This is a genomic window from Paenibacillus sp. BAC0078 (assembly GCF_054483875.1).
Genome location: NZ_JBTLRW010000015.1, coordinates 1 through 17,014, shown reverse-complemented (window position 1 = coordinate 17,014; position 17,014 = coordinate 1). Strand labels below are relative to the sequence as shown.

At 51.9% G+C, this 17,014-nt stretch carries 16 protein-coding genes; 5 read left to right on the top strand and 11 right to left on the bottom strand.

Annotated features, from left to right (window positions below; translation table 11 throughout):
• Window positions 1-42: 42 nt before the first annotated feature.
• From ACX1DY_RS22930 to ACX1DY_RS22895, 8 genes are all read right to left on the bottom strand, one after another.
• Entirely contained in the window at window positions 43-921 is an 879-nt protein-coding gene (locus ACX1DY_RS22930) for a YwmB family TATA-box binding protein (RefSeq protein ID WP_458966514.1), read from the bottom strand.
• A gap of 75 nt (window positions 922-996) precedes the next feature.
• Window positions 997-1,650 (bottom strand): response regulator, encoded by a 654-nt coding sequence (locus tag ACX1DY_RS22925; RefSeq protein WP_458966513.1) that lies wholly within the window; start codon window positions 1,648-1,650, stop codon window positions 997-999.
• A gap of 15 nt (window positions 1,651-1,665) precedes the next feature.
• Window positions 1,666-2,700: a sensor histidine kinase gene (locus ACX1DY_RS22920; RefSeq protein WP_458966512.1), complete on the bottom strand. Its 1,035-nt coding sequence runs from the start codon at window positions 2,698-2,700 to the stop codon at window positions 1,666-1,668.
• A 36-nt stretch (window positions 2,701-2,736) separates the two neighbouring features.
• The gene (gene liaF / locus ACX1DY_RS22915) at window positions 2,737-3,384 is read right to left on the bottom strand and encodes a cell wall-active antibiotics response protein LiaF (protein WP_458966511.1); all 648 of its coding nucleotides are present in this window, start codon (window positions 3,382-3,384) and stop codon (window positions 2,737-2,739) included.
• Window positions 3,385-3,590: 206 nt separating this feature from the next.
• Window positions 3,591-4,289, bottom strand: a complete 699-nt coding sequence (locus ACX1DY_RS22910; RefSeq protein WP_458966510.1) for a PspA/IM30 family protein — start codon at window positions 4,287-4,289, stop codon at window positions 3,591-3,593.
• 3 nt (window positions 4,290-4,292) lie between these two features.
• Window positions 4,293-4,778 (bottom strand): PspC domain-containing protein, encoded by a 486-nt coding sequence (locus tag ACX1DY_RS22905; protein ID WP_458966509.1) that lies wholly within the window; start codon window positions 4,776-4,778, stop codon window positions 4,293-4,295.
• Between the two features lie 4 nt (window positions 4,779-4,782).
• Window positions 4,783-5,460 (bottom strand): PspA/IM30 family protein, encoded by a 678-nt coding sequence (locus tag ACX1DY_RS22900; RefSeq protein WP_458966508.1) that lies wholly within the window; start codon window positions 5,458-5,460, stop codon window positions 4,783-4,785.
• A 45-nt stretch (window positions 5,461-5,505) separates the two neighbouring features.
• On the bottom strand, window positions 5,506-5,808 hold the full coding sequence (locus ACX1DY_RS22895; protein ID WP_458966507.1) for a hypothetical protein: 303 nt from the start codon (window positions 5,806-5,808) through the stop codon (window positions 5,506-5,508).
• 301 nt (window positions 5,809-6,109) lie between these two features.
• Between ACX1DY_RS22895 and ACX1DY_RS22890 the strand changes: the two genes are divergently transcribed.
• From ACX1DY_RS22890 to ACX1DY_RS22870, 5 genes are all read left to right on the top strand, one after another.
• Window positions 6,110-6,796 (top strand): response regulator transcription factor, encoded by a 687-nt coding sequence (locus ACX1DY_RS22890; RefSeq protein ID WP_458966506.1) that lies wholly within the window; start codon window positions 6,110-6,112, stop codon window positions 6,794-6,796.
• A complete protein-coding gene (locus ACX1DY_RS22885) occupies window positions 6,793-7,827 on the top strand; it encodes a sensor histidine kinase (protein WP_458966505.1) in 1,035 nt (344 codons plus the stop codon). Before ACX1DY_RS22890 ends, ACX1DY_RS22885 begins: the two co-directional genes overlap by 4 nt.
• A 95-nt stretch (window positions 7,828-7,922) precedes the next feature.
• Window positions 7,923-8,621 (top strand): ABC transporter ATP-binding protein, encoded by a 699-nt coding sequence (locus ACX1DY_RS22880; protein ID WP_458966504.1) that lies wholly within the window; start codon window positions 7,923-7,925, stop codon window positions 8,619-8,621.
• Entirely contained in the window at window positions 8,618-11,146 is a 2,529-nt protein-coding gene (locus ACX1DY_RS22875) for an ABC transporter permease (RefSeq protein ID WP_458966503.1), read from the top strand. Before ACX1DY_RS22880 ends, ACX1DY_RS22875 begins: the two co-directional genes overlap by 4 nt.
• A 134-nt stretch (window positions 11,147-11,280) precedes the next feature.
• Window positions 11,281-13,473: an alpha-galactosidase gene (locus ACX1DY_RS22870; protein ID WP_458966502.1), complete on the top strand. Its 2,193-nt coding sequence runs from the start codon at window positions 11,281-11,283 to the stop codon at window positions 13,471-13,473.
• Between the two features lie 640 nt (window positions 13,474-14,113).
• Here ACX1DY_RS22870 and ACX1DY_RS22865 read toward each other — a convergent pair.
• From ACX1DY_RS22865 to ACX1DY_RS22855, 3 genes are read right to left on the bottom strand one after another with little or no spacing between them, the layout of a single operon-like run.
• Window positions 14,114-14,977 carry a helix-turn-helix domain-containing protein gene (locus ACX1DY_RS22865; protein WP_458966501.1) on the bottom strand — a complete coding sequence of 288 codons (864 nt, stop codon included), beginning with the start codon at window positions 14,975-14,977 and terminating at the stop codon, window positions 14,114-14,116.
• Window positions 14,978-15,005: 28 nt separating this feature from the next.
• Window positions 15,006-15,977 (bottom strand): EamA family transporter, encoded by a 972-nt coding sequence (locus tag ACX1DY_RS22860; RefSeq protein WP_458966500.1) that lies wholly within the window; start codon window positions 15,975-15,977, stop codon window positions 15,006-15,008.
• A 54-nt stretch (window positions 15,978-16,031) separates the two neighbouring features.
• Complete coding sequence (locus ACX1DY_RS22855; RefSeq protein ID WP_458966499.1) at window positions 16,032-16,484, bottom strand: Lrp/AsnC family transcriptional regulator; 453 nt, start codon at window positions 16,482-16,484, stop codon at window positions 16,032-16,034.
• Window positions 16,485-17,014 lie beyond the last annotated feature (530 nt).

Here is a 17,014-nt window from a genome sequence, read left to right as displayed (position 1 = left end):
CCTTAATGCTTAGTTATGCCCATTATCAGCTTGCCAATTTCATTAGTACTCGATAGTAATCAAAGGAAATCCAAGCGTCACCCGATTCGTATTATTGTTGCCGTTCTTATGAACAGCCACCTGGAGAGCAAGCTTATGGCTGCCGCTGCTTACGGTGCGTTCAAGGCCAGGAACACTGTAGGAGCGGCTGTATGTAGACTCATCTTCATAGCTTTCTGCCGCATTCATGCCCTGAAGCCGGGTGTTAATGGATTGCTCTATCGAAAAAAGTGCGTCCTGCGGCTCGCCCTGATCCTTCGCCGTGCCCTGCAGGGAGGCATTCCACTCAGCGGCAATGCCCGCCTGTGCCAGCTCCCGTCCTGCTCTCTCCGCAGCGGCCGGAAGCTCCGGCGACTTAAGCAGGTCCGCCGTCTCCAGGGTTAAGATCACATAGCTGCGTCCCTCTCCCAGCTCGCTCCAGAACAGCGAGACCTGCGCACCGGCAAGAGTGGCGGCGGCACGCGAGGTCATATGGCCGTTCTCGTCAGCACGGCTGACAGCTCCAAGCCCGAGCTGTGCCACAAGGCTCTGCACGGTATCCGCTGCGGATACCGCGCCGCTATATTCGCCCTGCCATTTAAATACGAGGCGAAGCGGGGAACCAGGTAAGGCAGCTTCTTTGCCAAGTGTGGTTAAAAGTGCGAGGGAGCTTGCAGGCCCGGCAGTGCCGGATGCCTCTTTCGGGTTGAGCTCCTGTGAGGAGGCTTGCGCTGAAGCGGGAAGAGCAGCTTGACCGGCGGTTGAAGCAACTGTTGAAGTCATTCTCATTAGCGTATCCTGTGCTCCGGCAGCTCCCACGCTGCGAAACCCGGCCAGCAGAATTGCCGCCGTACATAATCCAATCAGCAGCAGCGTTCCCTTGCTTGTCCCTCTGTTCTTCATTGACAATCTCCCTTTCTATCCGGTCTAGTAATCTACTAAACAGGATATCCAAGAAGAGAGATTATATACCTGCGGCTATTCAGCCAGTCCGTTCTTATATGCGTAAATTGCCGCCTGGGTCCGGTCCTCCACACCCAGCTTGGCGAGAATATTCGTAACATGAAATTTCACAGTCTTAATGCCAATAATAAGCTGATCGGCGATATCCTGATTGGATTTGCCTTGAGCCAGCAGCTTCAGTACCTCCATCTCGCGTTCAGTTAGCTCCTTGTAGGCCGGAGCTTCGCTGCCCTTGGCGCTGGAACGGAAGCGGTTCATCATTTTGGAGGCTACCTGGGACTCCAGCACCGACTGGCCTCTTGCGGCAGCGCGGATCGCATCCGCTACCTCACTGGCCCGGGCGGTCTTCAGCAAATAGCTGAATGCGCCCGCTTCAATCACCGGGTACATTTTCTCATCATCCAAATAGCTGGTCAGCACAATCACTTTACAATCCGGGTACAGCTTGAGGAGCTGTCTTGTCGTTTCAATGCCATCCATGCCTTCCATAACCAAATCCATCAGTACCACATCAGGATTGTATTCCTGGGCGAGCCGTATCCCTTCTTCTCCGCTTCCGGCCTCGCCCACCACTTCGATTCCATCCTCGGTGCCAAGCACCGCGGCAAGTCCGATCCGGACCATTTCATGATCATCGACAAGCAGTACTTTTATCTCTTCCATCTCCATGGCTGTCCTTGCCTCCTATTCATTGACTAACGGTACGGTAATCTCAATCCGCATGCCCTTGCCGGGAGCAGTGATGAACTGGATCGAGCCCCCGGTCTCATTAATCCGCTCCTGCATGTTGGACAAGCCATAGGATGTCTGCTTGCTCTCATCCATCTCGAAGCCGATCCCGTCATCACGCAGCGTGAGCCGGACAGTATCGCCACGGCGGTGCAGCCGGATCTCCATCTTCTCCGCCTTGGCATGGCGCAGTGTATTGGAGATGGCCTCCTGCACAATGCGGAACAAATGGTTCTCGACGCCCTTCATCAGCTGCACATCCGGGTCCATCTCGAACACGATATGAATCGGAACCTTGATCTCCAGCTCCTTGATCAGCTCCTGCAGCCCCTGCCGCAACCCCTTGCCGTCCAAGTAGACCGGACGCAGATGCAGCAGCAGCGCGCGCATCTCGGACTGGGCCACCGCCGACATTTCCTCGATCAGCGCAATTTGCCGCTGCGCCTTGTCAAAGTCCTTCTCCAGCGTCCGCCCCACCGCCGTTGCCGTCATCGAGATGGCAAACAACTGCTGCGACACGGCATCATGCAGCTCGCGCGCCAGGCGCTGCCGCTCCTCCATAATTGCCGATACGCGGGCCTGCTCGGCAAGCTTGGCGTTATTGGTGGACAGCCGCTGCAGCGTGTTCACCTGATTTTCCCACTTACCGCTGATCCGGCCAAGCTGCTCGCTGAGCCTGCCGAGCTCATCATTGCCCAGCTCCGGCATAGCCGGAGTCAGGTTGCCTTTCTCCCAAGAGACCAGCGTCGACCGCAGCCGCTCCAGCTTGTGTTTGGTGCGGAAGCTCTGATAGAAGCCGAAAACCGTCCCAAAGACCACCGGCAGCAGGATCAGCGTCACCGCTGTTCTTACGCCGATCTTCCAATCCTCAAACGGCTGTAAATATCCGTATGTATACATAATGTACAGGATAACCAGCAGCATGACCAAGGAGAAGAGAGCCCCCTCGCCCATGCTGCGCGTCACCATGTTGCTGCTTTTTTTATCCATGCGGGAGCCCTCCTCCTTTGAACAAATGCAGTGCGGTCAGTCCGACCGCACATCCAGGTCACCCATAATATAAGAAATATTAATCTTCACCTTATGCTCACAGCTATCATAATTGGCAGACTTCCAGTTCAGCCGGTTCAGCATTCCTGTATCGCGGTGACTGCCGAATTCAATGGAGCCGAACAGCACAAACGCCTCGATCTCCACTCCATAATTCTCGGACAGATGGATATCCATGTCTCCGAAGATCCCCTGGAACACCATCACTGTCTCCCGATCCTCCGCCATCGCCAGCGACAGATCAACATCCGCCTCGCCCAGCACATGCCAGGCGCTCAGACTGCGCATCACCCACGGCGAAAGATCCCAGTCGAATCTGGAGGAGAAGCTCTGCTTCTGCATAAACCCGCCCCTGCGCTGCATCCTTTTGGATTTGACAAAAAACAATCCCAGAGAAATCAGACATATCGCCAGCACCAGCACCATGTGGTCCAGAAGCAGCAATACGGCGCCAACTCCCAGCAGCCTGTAGCCCTGCTTCACCTTGCCCGACGTCGTCCGGTAAACCCCCAGCAGCAGGAGCAGAAGCGCGACAATGGAGAAAAATCCGAGCCATTTGCCAAATATCATCATACAGCCAATCCCGATCAGTCCGATGGCAAGCATACGGTTCCGTTTATCCATATCGCACCTCCTAAAAGTTTTGCGAAGCAAAACTATCTTCGTAAGCATAAGCTAAGTTTTGCGAAGCAAAACTGTCTTCTTAAGCAATTTATATTCTGCACCTGTTGCCGCATCCCGCTACAAAAGCCATACCGGTATGGGAATCCATACCGTATGGCTTTACCTTGTACAGCATATCATATCTGCCTGGTGTTTAGGAACAGGCTTTATTCTTCTTTTTTATCCAAAGATGGGGACGCAGGAGCTGCGTTCAGCTTGCTCTTGAGTGCGGCGAGCTGCTCATCTACTTTCAGTTGCTTTTCGGCATCAACCGGTTTGGCGTATGAAGGGCTGTAAGGGGCGCGCAGAACATCTGCTTCCGCTTCAAGCTGCATAATCTTCTCTTCCATGCGGTGGAAGCCGAGCGATGCGCTGCCGCTTTCGATAGCATGAACGCTGCTGATTTGCGACATTTGCTTCTTGGCCTTAGCCATTTGAGCCCGGGATACCAGCTCGTTGCGCTTGTTGCGCAGCTTGTAGAACTCATCCTTCATATCATGCAGCTGCTGTACCAATTCCTTGGCCTGAGCCTCTGCCTGAGCATGAAGCTCGCTGTATTCGGTGAACTTCTGGTCGAAGTAGATCTTTTCTTCCAGCAGCTTGCGGGTAACTTCCTCCTGGCCATTTTTCAGTGCCAGCTCAGCCTGTGCCGCACGTTGTCCGGATACCTTGGCGGCTTCCTCAACACGCTGCTTCATGCGCCGCTCATTAGCCATCTGCTTCGCTACGGTAACCTCAGCTTCGTGAATTTCAGCCTCCATATCGCGCAGATATTGGTTCAGCATTACAATTGGGTCCTCTACCTTATCCAGCAGGTCATTAACCGACGCTTTCGTCATATCCTTAATCCGTTGAAATACTCCCATAATTTACACTTCTCCCTTCTCGTATTTAGCAAGTTTTTGTTTGAGTTCTTCGACTTCTTTTTGCAGGGCCTTCTTCTCAATATCTTTCATCATGGCATCCAGACCGGAGTCCTGTGCCGGATTAGCATTAGCTTTGTCATAACCGGGGTTATAGCCCGGATGGCCGCCGTAGGGGCCATATCCTCCCTGTCCGTAAGGACCCTGAGGGCCTTGAGGTCCGCGTCCATGCTCAGGTCTGCCTGAGTAGGGTCCGCCATAAGGTCCGCCCGGTGCTCCGGGCCCAGGTCCGAAGGGATTATACTGGGTAGGCTCCTTTGGAATAACAATTGCTGCGATGAAATACACCAGAATTGTTGCTCCGCCGGTAAAAGGAATGCTGACCAGCAGCAGAATCCGGAACAGCGTGGAGTCGATACCGAGCGTCTCGGACAATCCACCAGCCAGCCCTGTCATCACCTTGTCACGGGTTGAACGATACAATCGGGTCATAGTCCTACTCCTTTCCATCGTTGTTCAGCTTCTCCTTCAGCCTGGCCATTTCTCTCTCCAGGATAGTGGCCACCGTTTCTCCAGCCTGCAGTGCATATTCCTGTCCCATGCGACGCAAATCGCGCAGGCTGTTCGCTTCCAGCTCCCAATCCGTCATCCGGTCTTCCAGCCGGCCGAACATCTTGGGAACGTCACCGCCATTGCCGTAAGCAGTGGCTCTTTGGTTCATGCGCTGCTGCAGCCGCAGCGACTCCATCCGTGCTGCATAATACTGGCGTTTGCTGTACACTGTCTGATACTCTAATTTCAGCTCGTTAAGCTGGCTTTCAAGCTCAAAAAGTGATTGCTGGCTCTGCTCCAGCAGACCGCTGTACTGCTCCAGCTTTTCCTCGTGAATGATCTTCTCCTGCAGCGCCAGCTTGGCCAGATGATCCTCGCCTGCCTTCAGCGCCAGCAGTGCCTGCTCTTCACGTTTATTTTTCATTGCCGTCGCCTGATTTACCTGCTGCTGCAGCTGCTTTGTATGAGCTGCGTATTGCTGGTACAGCCTCTCGGCCTCGGCGATTTCCTCACGGGTTGAATGTAGAAATTGATCAATCAGCTTCACCGGGTCCTGGCTCTGCTCCAGTCGTTCATTCAAGTTAGCTACGGTAATATCCCTCATGCGGCGAAAAACACTCATGATTTCCTGCTCCCTCCCTGCTTCTTAATAAGTAATTTTCGAACATTAATATGTTCTGTTGCTCTTGCCCTTCAGCACCGAGATGCCCCAAACCACCAGCGCGATACCGAGCAGCGGTCCGATGATCCAGGAAAGCTTGGCGATCAGGGACATAACACCGATGAACATTACCACCCAACCGATAATTTTGCGTCCGCTTTTGATTCCGTAGTACCCGAGAACAACCAGCAATACCGGGAACAGCAGTCTGAAAACTCCGTGGATCAAAGGAAGGGCAATCCCCATCAGCATAATCGCTCCAAGCACGATCAGGATAATCGCAAGTCCATTACCTTGTCTTCTTTGCATTTTTTCTCACCGCCTTTCGTTAACCTTGAACCTTATAGCCTTATTCTAGGGTAATTCGCAGACTTTCAAAACAGACCGAGGACGGTTTTATGTACTGGACCTTAGTCGGGGAGGCTCTGCGACCGCAGACTACCGGGTACTGGACCGGGTTCATTTTGGCTGTTCAAGCTGCCGAATTCAGGGCATCAAAGAAATGGTGTTCCATTTACAAGAGACTTGCTGCTGGATTGCTGTGTATAATTATTCCAGTACACCTGTTGTAGCTGTAACCGCACCTTAAAGAACGAAGGAGTATGAAGTCATGACAAGATTACTAATCGTCGAAGACGACCGCAGCCTCAATAAGGGGGTTGCCCTCACCCTTTCCCATAATGATCTGCATATCGAACAAGCCTATGACATCGCAACTGCAGAGCAAATCGTCTCTTCACAGAAAATTGACCTGATTATTCTTGATATCAATCTCCCGGACGGGAGCGGACTGGACTATTGTGAAAAGCTTCGCAGATCCTCTCAAGTGCCCATCATTTTTTTGACAGCCAATGACATGGAGCCTGATATAGTTACAGGGTTTGAGCTGGGGGGCGATGACTACATCACCAAGCCGTTCAGCCTTATGGTTCTGCGGGCAAGAGTGATGGCTGTCCTCAAAAGAGCAGCGTCTCTCAGCGGTGACAAGATTACGCTTGGACCCCTAAGCTTTGATTTTGCAAAGATGGAGTATTATAAGAACTCAGAGCCATTGCTCCTTAGCAAAACGGAACAGAAGCTCCTGAAAATTCTGGTATCAAATCCCGGAAATATTCTGGACAGAGAGCAGTTAATCCACAAAATCTGGTCCCAGGAGGCGGACTTTGTAGATGAGAATGCACTTACAGTAGCGGTAAAAAGGTTGCGGGCCAAGATTGAAGATGATCCTTCTACACCGAAATATATAAAAACGATCTATGGTCTCGGGTATATGTGGACAGAAAGGCAGAATCCATGAAGAAAAGCCGGCAGGTACAACGTTCCAAGCGGATTAATCTGATTTTCTCCGCAATATTCGTTACGCTGGTCTTGGGATATGCGGCGACAGCCACTAGTCTGGGAGGAACGGCCCCCGCCTTCCTTCGGCTCACCTTTCTCTTTGCAGTCACGATGCTGGCCTTGGGCGGGGTGTGGAACAGGTTGCTGCGGAGTCAAATTTCAGCCTTCATCGAAACGATGGACGAAATGATAGATGGGGCTATTCAGGGGCGAAAGCCCATGACCCCCTTCGAGGAAACCGCCCTCTCTTCATTGGAACATAAATTAATGCGGTACATAGAAATTTCCAGAGCCAGCGGCCTGAGCCTGGAAACCGAGAAGAACAACATGAAAGAGTTAATCTCCAACATTTCCCATCAGACCAAAACTCCCCTCTCCAATATCATGCTGTACAGCCAGTTGCTTGCCGAGAGGCCTGAAGGTTCTGAAGACACCCGGTTCATGGTGGAACAGATTCAAACTCAATCGGAGAAGCTCGACTGGCTCATCTCTTCCTTAGTTAAGTTGTCGCGGCTGGAGTCAGGCATGATTACGCTGAACAGCAAGACGAACTCCGTACTACGGACGGTGAATAGAGCTATAAACCAAATTCACACCCGTGCGGAGAACAAACAGATCTCCATTCATGTGGATTGTGACCCGATAATCAAAGCCCGGCACGATTTGTCCTGGACGGGTGAAGCCTTGTTCAACCTGCTGGAGAACTCCGTGAAATATACCAGACCAGGCGGCAATATAACCATTCAAGCTGCAAGCAATGAAATGTTCACCCGCATTGATATTTCAGACTCCGGAATCGGAATTCCCGAAGATGAACTTGAGCATATTTTCAAACGTTTCTACCGCGGGCAGGCGGCACGAGAATATGAAGGCGTCGGTATTGGGTTGTTTTTGGCGCGAAAAATAATTACCCTGCAGGGAGGCTTCATTGCTGCTGCATCCGAATCCGGCAAAGGTACGGTCATCTCCATTTTTCTGCCGCAGCTCTAAATGTGTCGTTACTGTCAGATTTCAGACATGGACCAGTTAGAATCATCTGCTATCTTGGGAGGGTAAACAACAGATACTGGAGGGATCGACAACTAATGCCCATATTAAGAATGGAAAATCTGAAGAAGTACTACGGAAAAGGCACTCAGAAGGTCAAAGCCCTGGATGATGTATCCCTTAGCGTGGAGAAAGGGGAGTTTGTTGCTATTGTCGGCACCAGCGGCAGCGGAAAAAGCACCTTGCTGCACATGCTTGGCGGTTTGGACCGGGCTACGGAAGGCAAGGTATTTGTGGATGGGAATGACATTTTTACGATGAGCGATGAGAAGCTAACAATTTTCAGACGGCGATCGGTTGGCTTTGTTTTTCAGAGCTATAATCTGGTTCCCATTCTGAATGTACTGGAGAATATCCTGCTCCCCCTGGAGCTCGACGGCAGTAAGATAGATCAGGGATATCTGGATGAAGTCATTCGGGCTTTGGGACTTCAGGACAAGATCCACAGTCTGCCGTCCAACCTTTCAGGGGGACAGCAGCAGCGTGTCGCCATTGCCCGGGCACTCGCCACCAAGCCCTCTATCATCCTTGCAGATGAGCCCACTGGCAATCTGGACAGCAAAACCAGCCAGGAAGTGCTTATTCTACTGAAACAGATGAGCGAGAAATTCAACCAGACTATTGTAATGATTACTCATAATGAGAATATTGCCCAGACAGCCGACCGGATCATTCGAATCGAAGACGGCAGAATCGTATCCGGCAGCGCCCCTGCCCCCGGAGCAAGCCCGCTATGATAGAGACCAATAATCGAAAAATCGTGTACCGTCTTTCTCTAAAGAGCCTTAGAGCAAATCCAATACGAAATCTGGCCGTCATGTGTGCCGTCATTCTGACTACCCTATTAATTACTTCGATTTTCACGATGGCAATGAGTCTCAATAAGTCTATGGAACTGACACAGATGAAAACAGTGGGCACTGATTTCCACGGCAGCTTCAAATATTTAACTCCGGCCCAGGTTGAAATCCTTAAGAAACACTCTTCGATACGTGAATACGGTATTTCGCTTAACGCAGGTAACATCATCAATCCAGTGTTCAAGGACAGTCCGATAGAAGTTAAGCGGATCGACAGCAGCTATGCGAAACACGGATTTATCCAATTCATTGAAGGCAGGTTGCCTGCCGCCGAAAATGAGATTGTCCTTAATACCTGGGCCATGGACAAGTTTGGAGTCAAGCATGCGCTCGGCGAGAAGGTATCCCTCGACATCGATACTAACGAACGGGTCATCCGGCAGGATTTTGTCATTTCAGGTTTCTATGAAGCAGATGAGCATTTGGCGCTTGCGGGACTGGCTTTTGTCTCGGATGCCTTTGTCAAGAAGAACCTGTCCTCTATCGATCCGGTCCTTTCCAAAGCCAGCAACTCCTACGTGAACACTTCTGAACTGGCGGTGATGTTCAACAACGCTGTTGATATCGAAAAGAAACTCAATAAGGTACTCAAGGATACAGGCCTCGACGTACCGTTAGGGGTGAACTGGGCATACAGCACTTCTTCACTCTCGGAGAATATCCTCACCTTAATCCCTTATATAGCTGTCGTGTTCATCATCATGCTTAGTGGATATTTGCTCATTTATAATATCTTTTACATATCCGTAGTACGGGATGTGAAGTTTTATGGACTGCTGAAGGCTATTGGCTCCACTCCCAAACAGCTCAAACGGATGATTGGCATTCAGGCACAGTTCCTGTATATTGCAGCATTGCCTATTGGTCTGGCTTCAGGGTATTGGATTGGACGATTGCTGGTCCCCATGCTTAGCACTCTATCCAGTGAGTCGGTTGAGCCTTCCTATTCGGCCAGTCCATGGATCTTTGCTGGAGCGGCTGTGTTCTCTTATCTCACGGTATGGATCGCCGCGAACAAGCCTGGCCGGATGGCCGCGCGGATTGCTCCGGTAGAAGCGGTCAAATTCACGGGACTAAGCAGCGGACGCCGGATTCACAAACGCTCGAGACGCGGGGCGAAGCTGTACAGCATTGCTTTTTCCAACCTGTTCCGGAATAAAAAAAAGCTGTTCCTTATGCTGACCTCTCTCTCCTTAAGCATTATCCTGTTCAGCATTATTTTTACTGTAATCTCCTCGCTGGATGTCAATAAGTACCTGTCTTCTTTTATTAATGGTGATTTAGTAATCAATAATACTGCAATTACCACACGTGCAGGGGACCGGGAGGGCGATCCTTATAGTCTCTCGGCGGAATTCCGAAGCAAGCTGAGCAAGATTAACGGAGTCGAGAGTGTGGACAGAGTTTATTATAATTCCGAACTGTATCCTGTTGACGATAACATACGCGCGGTTTTGGACCCACTGACCGCAGTTCCCAAACCGGACCCGCTTATCGTGTCCACAATGAAAGAAGGCTTCGTTTGGCTTAAGCTATATGGGATAGATTCCGGTTGGTATGATTTGGTACAAAAGGATGTAGTAGAAGGCACCTTCGATAAACAAAAGTTTGACTCCGGCAACTACGTGCTGATCACGGAATCGCTGGTTACGCCTGAAGAAAATACAGTGTACTACCACCCTGGTGACGTTATTCAATACGACAGCCTTGGAAAGAGCTATGAGGTAATGGCCGTGCTGAAGTATAATGCCCTATATGCCGCCACAACAAAGGCCTTCTCTGCGAATGGGTACAATGCCTTCTTCCCTTCTTCGGAATTAGACAGGACCCTGCCAACGAAAAGCAAGCCATCTTTGGCATTATCCGCAACACTTCATGTGGACTCGTCCAAGCTGGACAGTGTAGAACAAACAGTGAAGGGCCTTACATCCGCTACAGATGAGCTAGTATATAAATCAAGAGCAGACTACAAGGATGAGCTGGGCGGATTTATTCGTATTTTCCAAACAGTCGGATATGGGCTTAGCTTTGTAATCGCATTGATTGGAATAGTCAACTATATCAATACCGTGCTGACCGGGGTGATAAGCCGCAGGAACGAATTTGCGCTGCTGGAGAGTATTGGGATGACCAAACGCCAGTTGAAAAGAGTACTGATCTATGAAGGGATGTACAATGTGCTATTCACGGTAGCCATTACCTCCAGCTTGGGCGTATTTTTGACCTACAGTATTTCCAAGAGCATAGCAGACAACATCGCGTTCACCGTATTCCGTATGGGCTGGCTGCCATTTATTCTGGTCATTCCGCTTCTTGGGATTATCGCCTTTACGGTAACCCTAAGCTCTTATCGAATGCTGGCCAAAGCTACTATCGTGGAAAGATTACGGCAAGTGGAATAACCCTGTCCAGCAAAAAGACGACATTCGTCCATATGGACTCTGCTTTTCTCCATACGCTTGGCTGCGGAACGGACTTATAATGAGGCTGTCTATCCATATTACGCTTATACTGCATATTCCAGGAGGTTGTTACTTTGTCCATTATGTACGATGCCAAGCATCAAATCTTTCATCTGCAAACCGCAAATACCAGCTATATATTCGGCCTTGTGCGCGGCGCTTACCCTGCTCATCTGCATTGGGGACAAAAGCTGCGCACCTCAGACGTTTCCGATTTGTTTGCCCCCGGATTGATGGGCTTCAGCAGCGCCGTTGATCCCAAGGAGCCTGCGTTCTCTCTGGACTTGCTGCCCCAGGAATATCCGGGATATGGCTCGGGCGACTTCCGGGAGCCTGCTTATGAAGCGGAGCTGGCAAACGGCACTTCGGTAACAGAGCTAACCTATGTATCCTATAGCATCCTCAAGGGAAAACCTGCGCTCGAAGGACTGCCTGCCGTGTATGCCGAAAGCGATGAAGAAGCAGAAACGCTGCGGCTGGTGCTGGAGGATGCCGCCGCAGGCCTGCGCGCCGAGCTGTCCTACACGGTAATGCACGGCTTCGACGCCATTATCCGCTCCGCGCGGCTGACCAATACCGGAAGCAGGCCGCTTAAGCTGACCCGTGCCTTGTCGGTAGCCCTCGACTTCCCCCATGACAACTACGAGTTGATCCAGTTGTCCGGGTCCTGGGCCCGGGAGCGCCATCTGGTCCGCTCCCCGCTGCACAACGGCCGGCAGGGCATTGACAGCAAGCGCGGAGCAAGCAGCCATCAGCAGAATCCGTTCCTCGCCCTGCTCTCTCCGCAGACCGGAGAAGAGAGCGGCGAGGCCTACGGCTTCAGCCTGGTCTACAGCGGCAGCTTCAGCGCGCATGCCGACGTGGATCAGTACGGAACTACCCGGGTGACTATGGGCATCAATCCGTTCGGCTTCCGCTGGCTGCTTGCCCCTGGCGATAGCTTCCAGACACCGGAAGCTGTGCTGGTATACTCGAACCAGGGCATCGGCGGCATGTCCCGGACGTATCACCGGCTGTACCGGACCCGTCTGGCGAGAGGATTGTTCCGAGACGAGCCCCGTCCGGTGCTGATCAACAACTGGGAAGCCACCTACTTCGGCTTCGATGCGGATAAAATCGAGGATATCGCCCGTGCCGGCGGGGAGCTCGGCATCGAGCTGTTCGTGCTCGACGACGGCTGGTTCGGCCGCCGCGACGACGACACCACTTCGCTGGGCGACTGGTTCGTGGATAAGCGCAAGCTACCGCAGGGCTTGCCTGATCTGGTGGAACGCGTCCGGCGGCTCGGTATGCAGTTCGGCCTATGGTTCGAGCCGGAGATGATTTCCCCGGACAGCGAGCTGTACCGTGCCCATCCCGACTGGTGCCTGCACGTGCCGGACCGCAGACGCAGTCAGGCCCGCAACCAGCTCATTCTCGACCTCTCACGTCAGGAAGTCTGCGATTATATTATTCAAGCGGTCAGCAGCGTACTGGCTTCGGCTCCGATCACCTATGTCAAATGGGATATGAACCGCCATATGACCGAGATCGGTTCTGCGGCTCTGCCGCCTGAGCGCCAGGGAGAAACAGCCCACCGTTATATGCTTGGGCTGTACCGGGTGATGGAGGAAATCACCTCCAAATTCCCGCATGTGCTGTTCGAAAGCTGCTCCGGCGGCGGCGGCCGGTTCGATCCGGGTATTCTCCATTACATGCCGCAGACCTGGACCAGCGATAACACGGATGCCGTCGAGCGCCTAAAGATTCAGTACGGCACCAGCATCGTCTATCCTGCCAGCAGCATGGGCTCGCATGTCTCTGCTGTGCCAAACCATCAGGTTCACCGCAGCACTCCGCTCTCCATGCGCGGCGATGTGGCGATGTCCGGCAACTTCGGCTATGAGCTGGACCTGACCCGCTTCACGCCTGAGGAGCAGGCGGAAGCTGCTGCACAGGTCGCCTTCTACAAGAAAATCCGCTCCCTTGTCCAGCAGGGCGACATGTACCGGCTGCTCTCGCCGTTCGAGGGCAACGAAACGGCCTGGATGTTCGTCGCGGCAGACCGCTCTGAGGCTCTGGCCGGCTACTTCCGCGTCCTGGCCGGACCGAATACCAGCCGCCCGCGCCTGCGCCTTCAGGGGCTTGACCCGGAGAAGGACTATGTGCTCAAGGAGACCGGGGCTGTATACGGCGGCGACCGGCTGATGTATGCCGGACTACTCCTGCCGGAGCTGCACGGCGATTTCCAGAGCAAGCTGTTCCACTTTGTTGCAGTGGAAAAATAGCTGCTTCAACGGTAGAAACGGTAATTTATTGTATAAACTTATAAATATTGCAACCCGGCAACGCCATCCTTAACCGGACAGCTTTGCCGGGTTATTGGGGTTGGGGTTGGGGTTGGGGTTGGGGTTGGGGTTGGGGTTGGGGTTGGGGTTGGGGTTGGGGTTGGGGTTGGGGTTGGGGTTGGGGTTGGGGTTGGGGTTGGGGGTTACTGGAATTACCGCTCGATTGGTGAACCCATACTCCTCCCAGCAACTCCAGGCCATCTTGGAGAGCGGCGGCAAACCCAAGTGGAAAAAGTAAACTTAAATCCCCCCATCCCTCTCCCCCACAAGCGCATGTTGGAAAAAGTATACCTAATTCGGCCAATCCGCACGAAAACAGGTGAATTCGCCCAATTAAGTCTACTAATTCCCACTAATACCTATGCGGAGGCGATTTCTAGCACATTTAGGTCTACTAATTCCACTTCACTCCCTTTGAAGCCCCCAGCGACTGTTCGCTCGAGGCCTTAGTCCTTCTGCACTTCTTATCACAATGAAGGAGAAGCACAATCCCCTGTAAAGTTAAAAGCAGGCCCACGTTTATTATGACGTGAGCCTGCTTTTTGGCTGTAGCACATTTGATGAAATCCCCAGACAACGGTCACTTGGCAAACGCCCGCGAGCCCCATTCGCTGAGTATTCCCTCGCTGATAAATGGAGCGAGCGGCAGCAGCGCTTTTGCACCTTCTTTGGCGAGAATCTCCTTGGCGAGTTCGTCCAGCATCTCTTCGCTGATAAACGGGGCCAGCGGCGGCAGTGACTTTGCGCCTTCTTTGGCGAGAATCTCCTTGGCGAGTTCGTCCAGCATCTCTTCGCTGATAAACGGGGCCAGCGGTGGCAGTGCCTTTGCACCTTCTTTGGCGAGGATCTGCTTGGCGAGTTCGTCCAGTGTTTCTTCGCTGATAAACGGGGCCAGCGGCGGCAGTGACTTTGAGCCCTCTTTTGCCAGAATCTCCTTGGCGAGTTCATCCAGCGTCTCTTCGCTGATAAACGGGGCCAGTTGCGGCAGCACTCCTGCACCTTCTTTTTCAAAAGCCTGCTTCGCACATTCATCTAACAGTTCCTCACTGAGAAAAGGAGCAAGTGCGAGGAGATCGCTGACAGCCGCACTCTCTTTTACATGCTCAAACGCCTCGCCGATTTGCTCCAATTGAAGTAACGGTGCAATCTCCGAAAGTTCTTCGGCGGATACGGCATTCTGCTGGAAATAATCCTCCGTGTTATTGTCCAGCATACTCCCGATGAATCGGGTTCCCTTCCCTTCACCCAGAATCTCGTCGATGCGGGCATTAAAGATTTCCGCCAGCTCCGGGAGCTTGGAGATATCGGGCATGCTTGTGCCTCTCTCCCAATTGCTGACCGCCTGATAGCTGATCCCAAGCTTATCCGCGAGTCCCATTTGCGTGAGCCCTGCGGCTCCTCTTAACCTAACGATATTCCTGCCTACCTTTTGCATATCGAACATTGCTTCCACCCCTTCGGCTGTGATGTCCTCAGTGTATCGACTGCTGTTGCTTTTGTATATCAAGCGCTGCTTGAGTTCTTGCCTTCTGCGGCCTGCCGCGGAAAATGGTCACCAAAATTACGGAAGCGATAATGATTACGGCAGCGGCCAACGTGTTCATGGTAAGCTGCTCTCCCGCCAGCAGCCAGCCAAGGAACACAGCCACCACCGGATTGACGAAGGCATAGGTCGAAACCAGTGTAGGATCGGCGTTCTTGAGCAGCCAGATGTAGGCCGTGTACCCAACGATAGAGCCAAAGACGATCAGATAACCCAGAGCAGCGTATGAACGAAGGGAGATTGACGAGATATCCAGTTTGGACCAGTCACCGGTAAAATAGGAAAAGATTATTAGCAGCGTGCCGCCTGTCAGCATTTGCGCCGCCGTTGACATGAGCGGAGACGCCGGCATTGCGGCGCTGCGCGAGTACATGGAACCCGCAGCCCAGCTCAGGGAGGCCGCCAGCAGAGTGATAATTCCGATCATGTCGGTAGCGGTGCTGCTCTCCCCCTGTCCCGGCTGGAAGACCAGCACGGCGATGCCCAGCAATCCGAGCACAATCCCGGCGATGATGCCGGTATTTGGACGTTTGCCGCCGCGGCCGAACCAGCCGAACAGCATCATCCAGACGGGAACAGCAGCAACGATCAGAGAGGCAATGGACGAGGATACCCGCTGCTCCGACCAGGCCACCAGCCCATTACCCCCAAGCAGCAGCAGTGCGCCGACAATTGCCGAAGACCTCCACTCACGTCCAGCCGGGCGTTTGGCACCGCTTAGTCTTGAAATCACATACAGAACAACTCCCGCTGTAAAAAAACGCACCCCTGCCATGAGAAACGGCGGCATCGTCTCAATCGCGAGCTTCATGCCGACATAGGTTCCTCCCCAAAATAAATAAACGGACAATAACGCAATGCCAACCCCATACATCGCGCTCGCTTTATTTTTTTGCCGCATACTGCACCTTCCTCTCTTATAAAAATTTGTATAACCTCAAGACTTGAGCGTCTGTTAAACTCCCGTTATGCCATCCTCATATATAGTAGATAAAATAAAAGTCGTCGAGGTTTCCTTGATATCAGGAATTCGGAGAATTTCATCCAGCAGCAGCGTAAGCTGCTCCGGTGAGCTCACTCTGACTTTGAGCAGCATGCACCATTCTCCCGCCAGCCGCTGGCATTCTATAATGGTCACTCCAGGGATTTGAAGGCCGATGATCTTGCCTGCCGTTTCCTTGAAGCTCTGGCTGACCACCTTCACTGAGATCATGACTTTGATTTTCTGGTCCAGCTTGCCCCAGTCCACAATCCCTTTGTAGCCTTTGATGACTCCGTTCTTCTCCAGCTTGCCTACTCTTTGATGCACCGAGGGCCGCGAGATATGCAGCAGCTTGCCGATCTCTTCATGGGACAGCCTCCCGTTCTCTTCCAGCAGCTTTAGAATTTTGATATCCAATTCATCCATAAGACCGCCTCCTGGGCAAATTATATCATGTTTCATTTCGATGTTAACTAATCGTTAGGGATTGGATGCGAATTCGAACGAATCGTATGTTGAAGGGATAGTTAATTTCTCAATCGTTATAAACACGACTGAAAGCCATCTTAAAAATAACGAATCGTAGGCTGTTTTTTCACATGCAAAAAACCCTCAAGACGGAATCCGTATGAGGGTGGCTTAAGCGCTATTGGCCCGATAAATGTATTTACTACAATTAAAACGCAGTGTAACCTCCTATTATTGGCTTTAGATGTATTCTCTACAGTTAAAAAAGGACGATGCGCTCCTTTTAGCAGGATGAACTTTATATAAGTGTACCAAGTGCAATTAACTCCGTTTTGCTGCCGATTTCTTCCCATTTAGTTGTATAGAATGCACTAGCGTTGCAATAACCCTGACATAAGGACCTAAAAAGTATGACAGTGGGTTATGAGTTATATTTTTACAGTTCCTTTTTCGTCTCCAAAGCTAAAGATCAACGGGGATAGAAATGT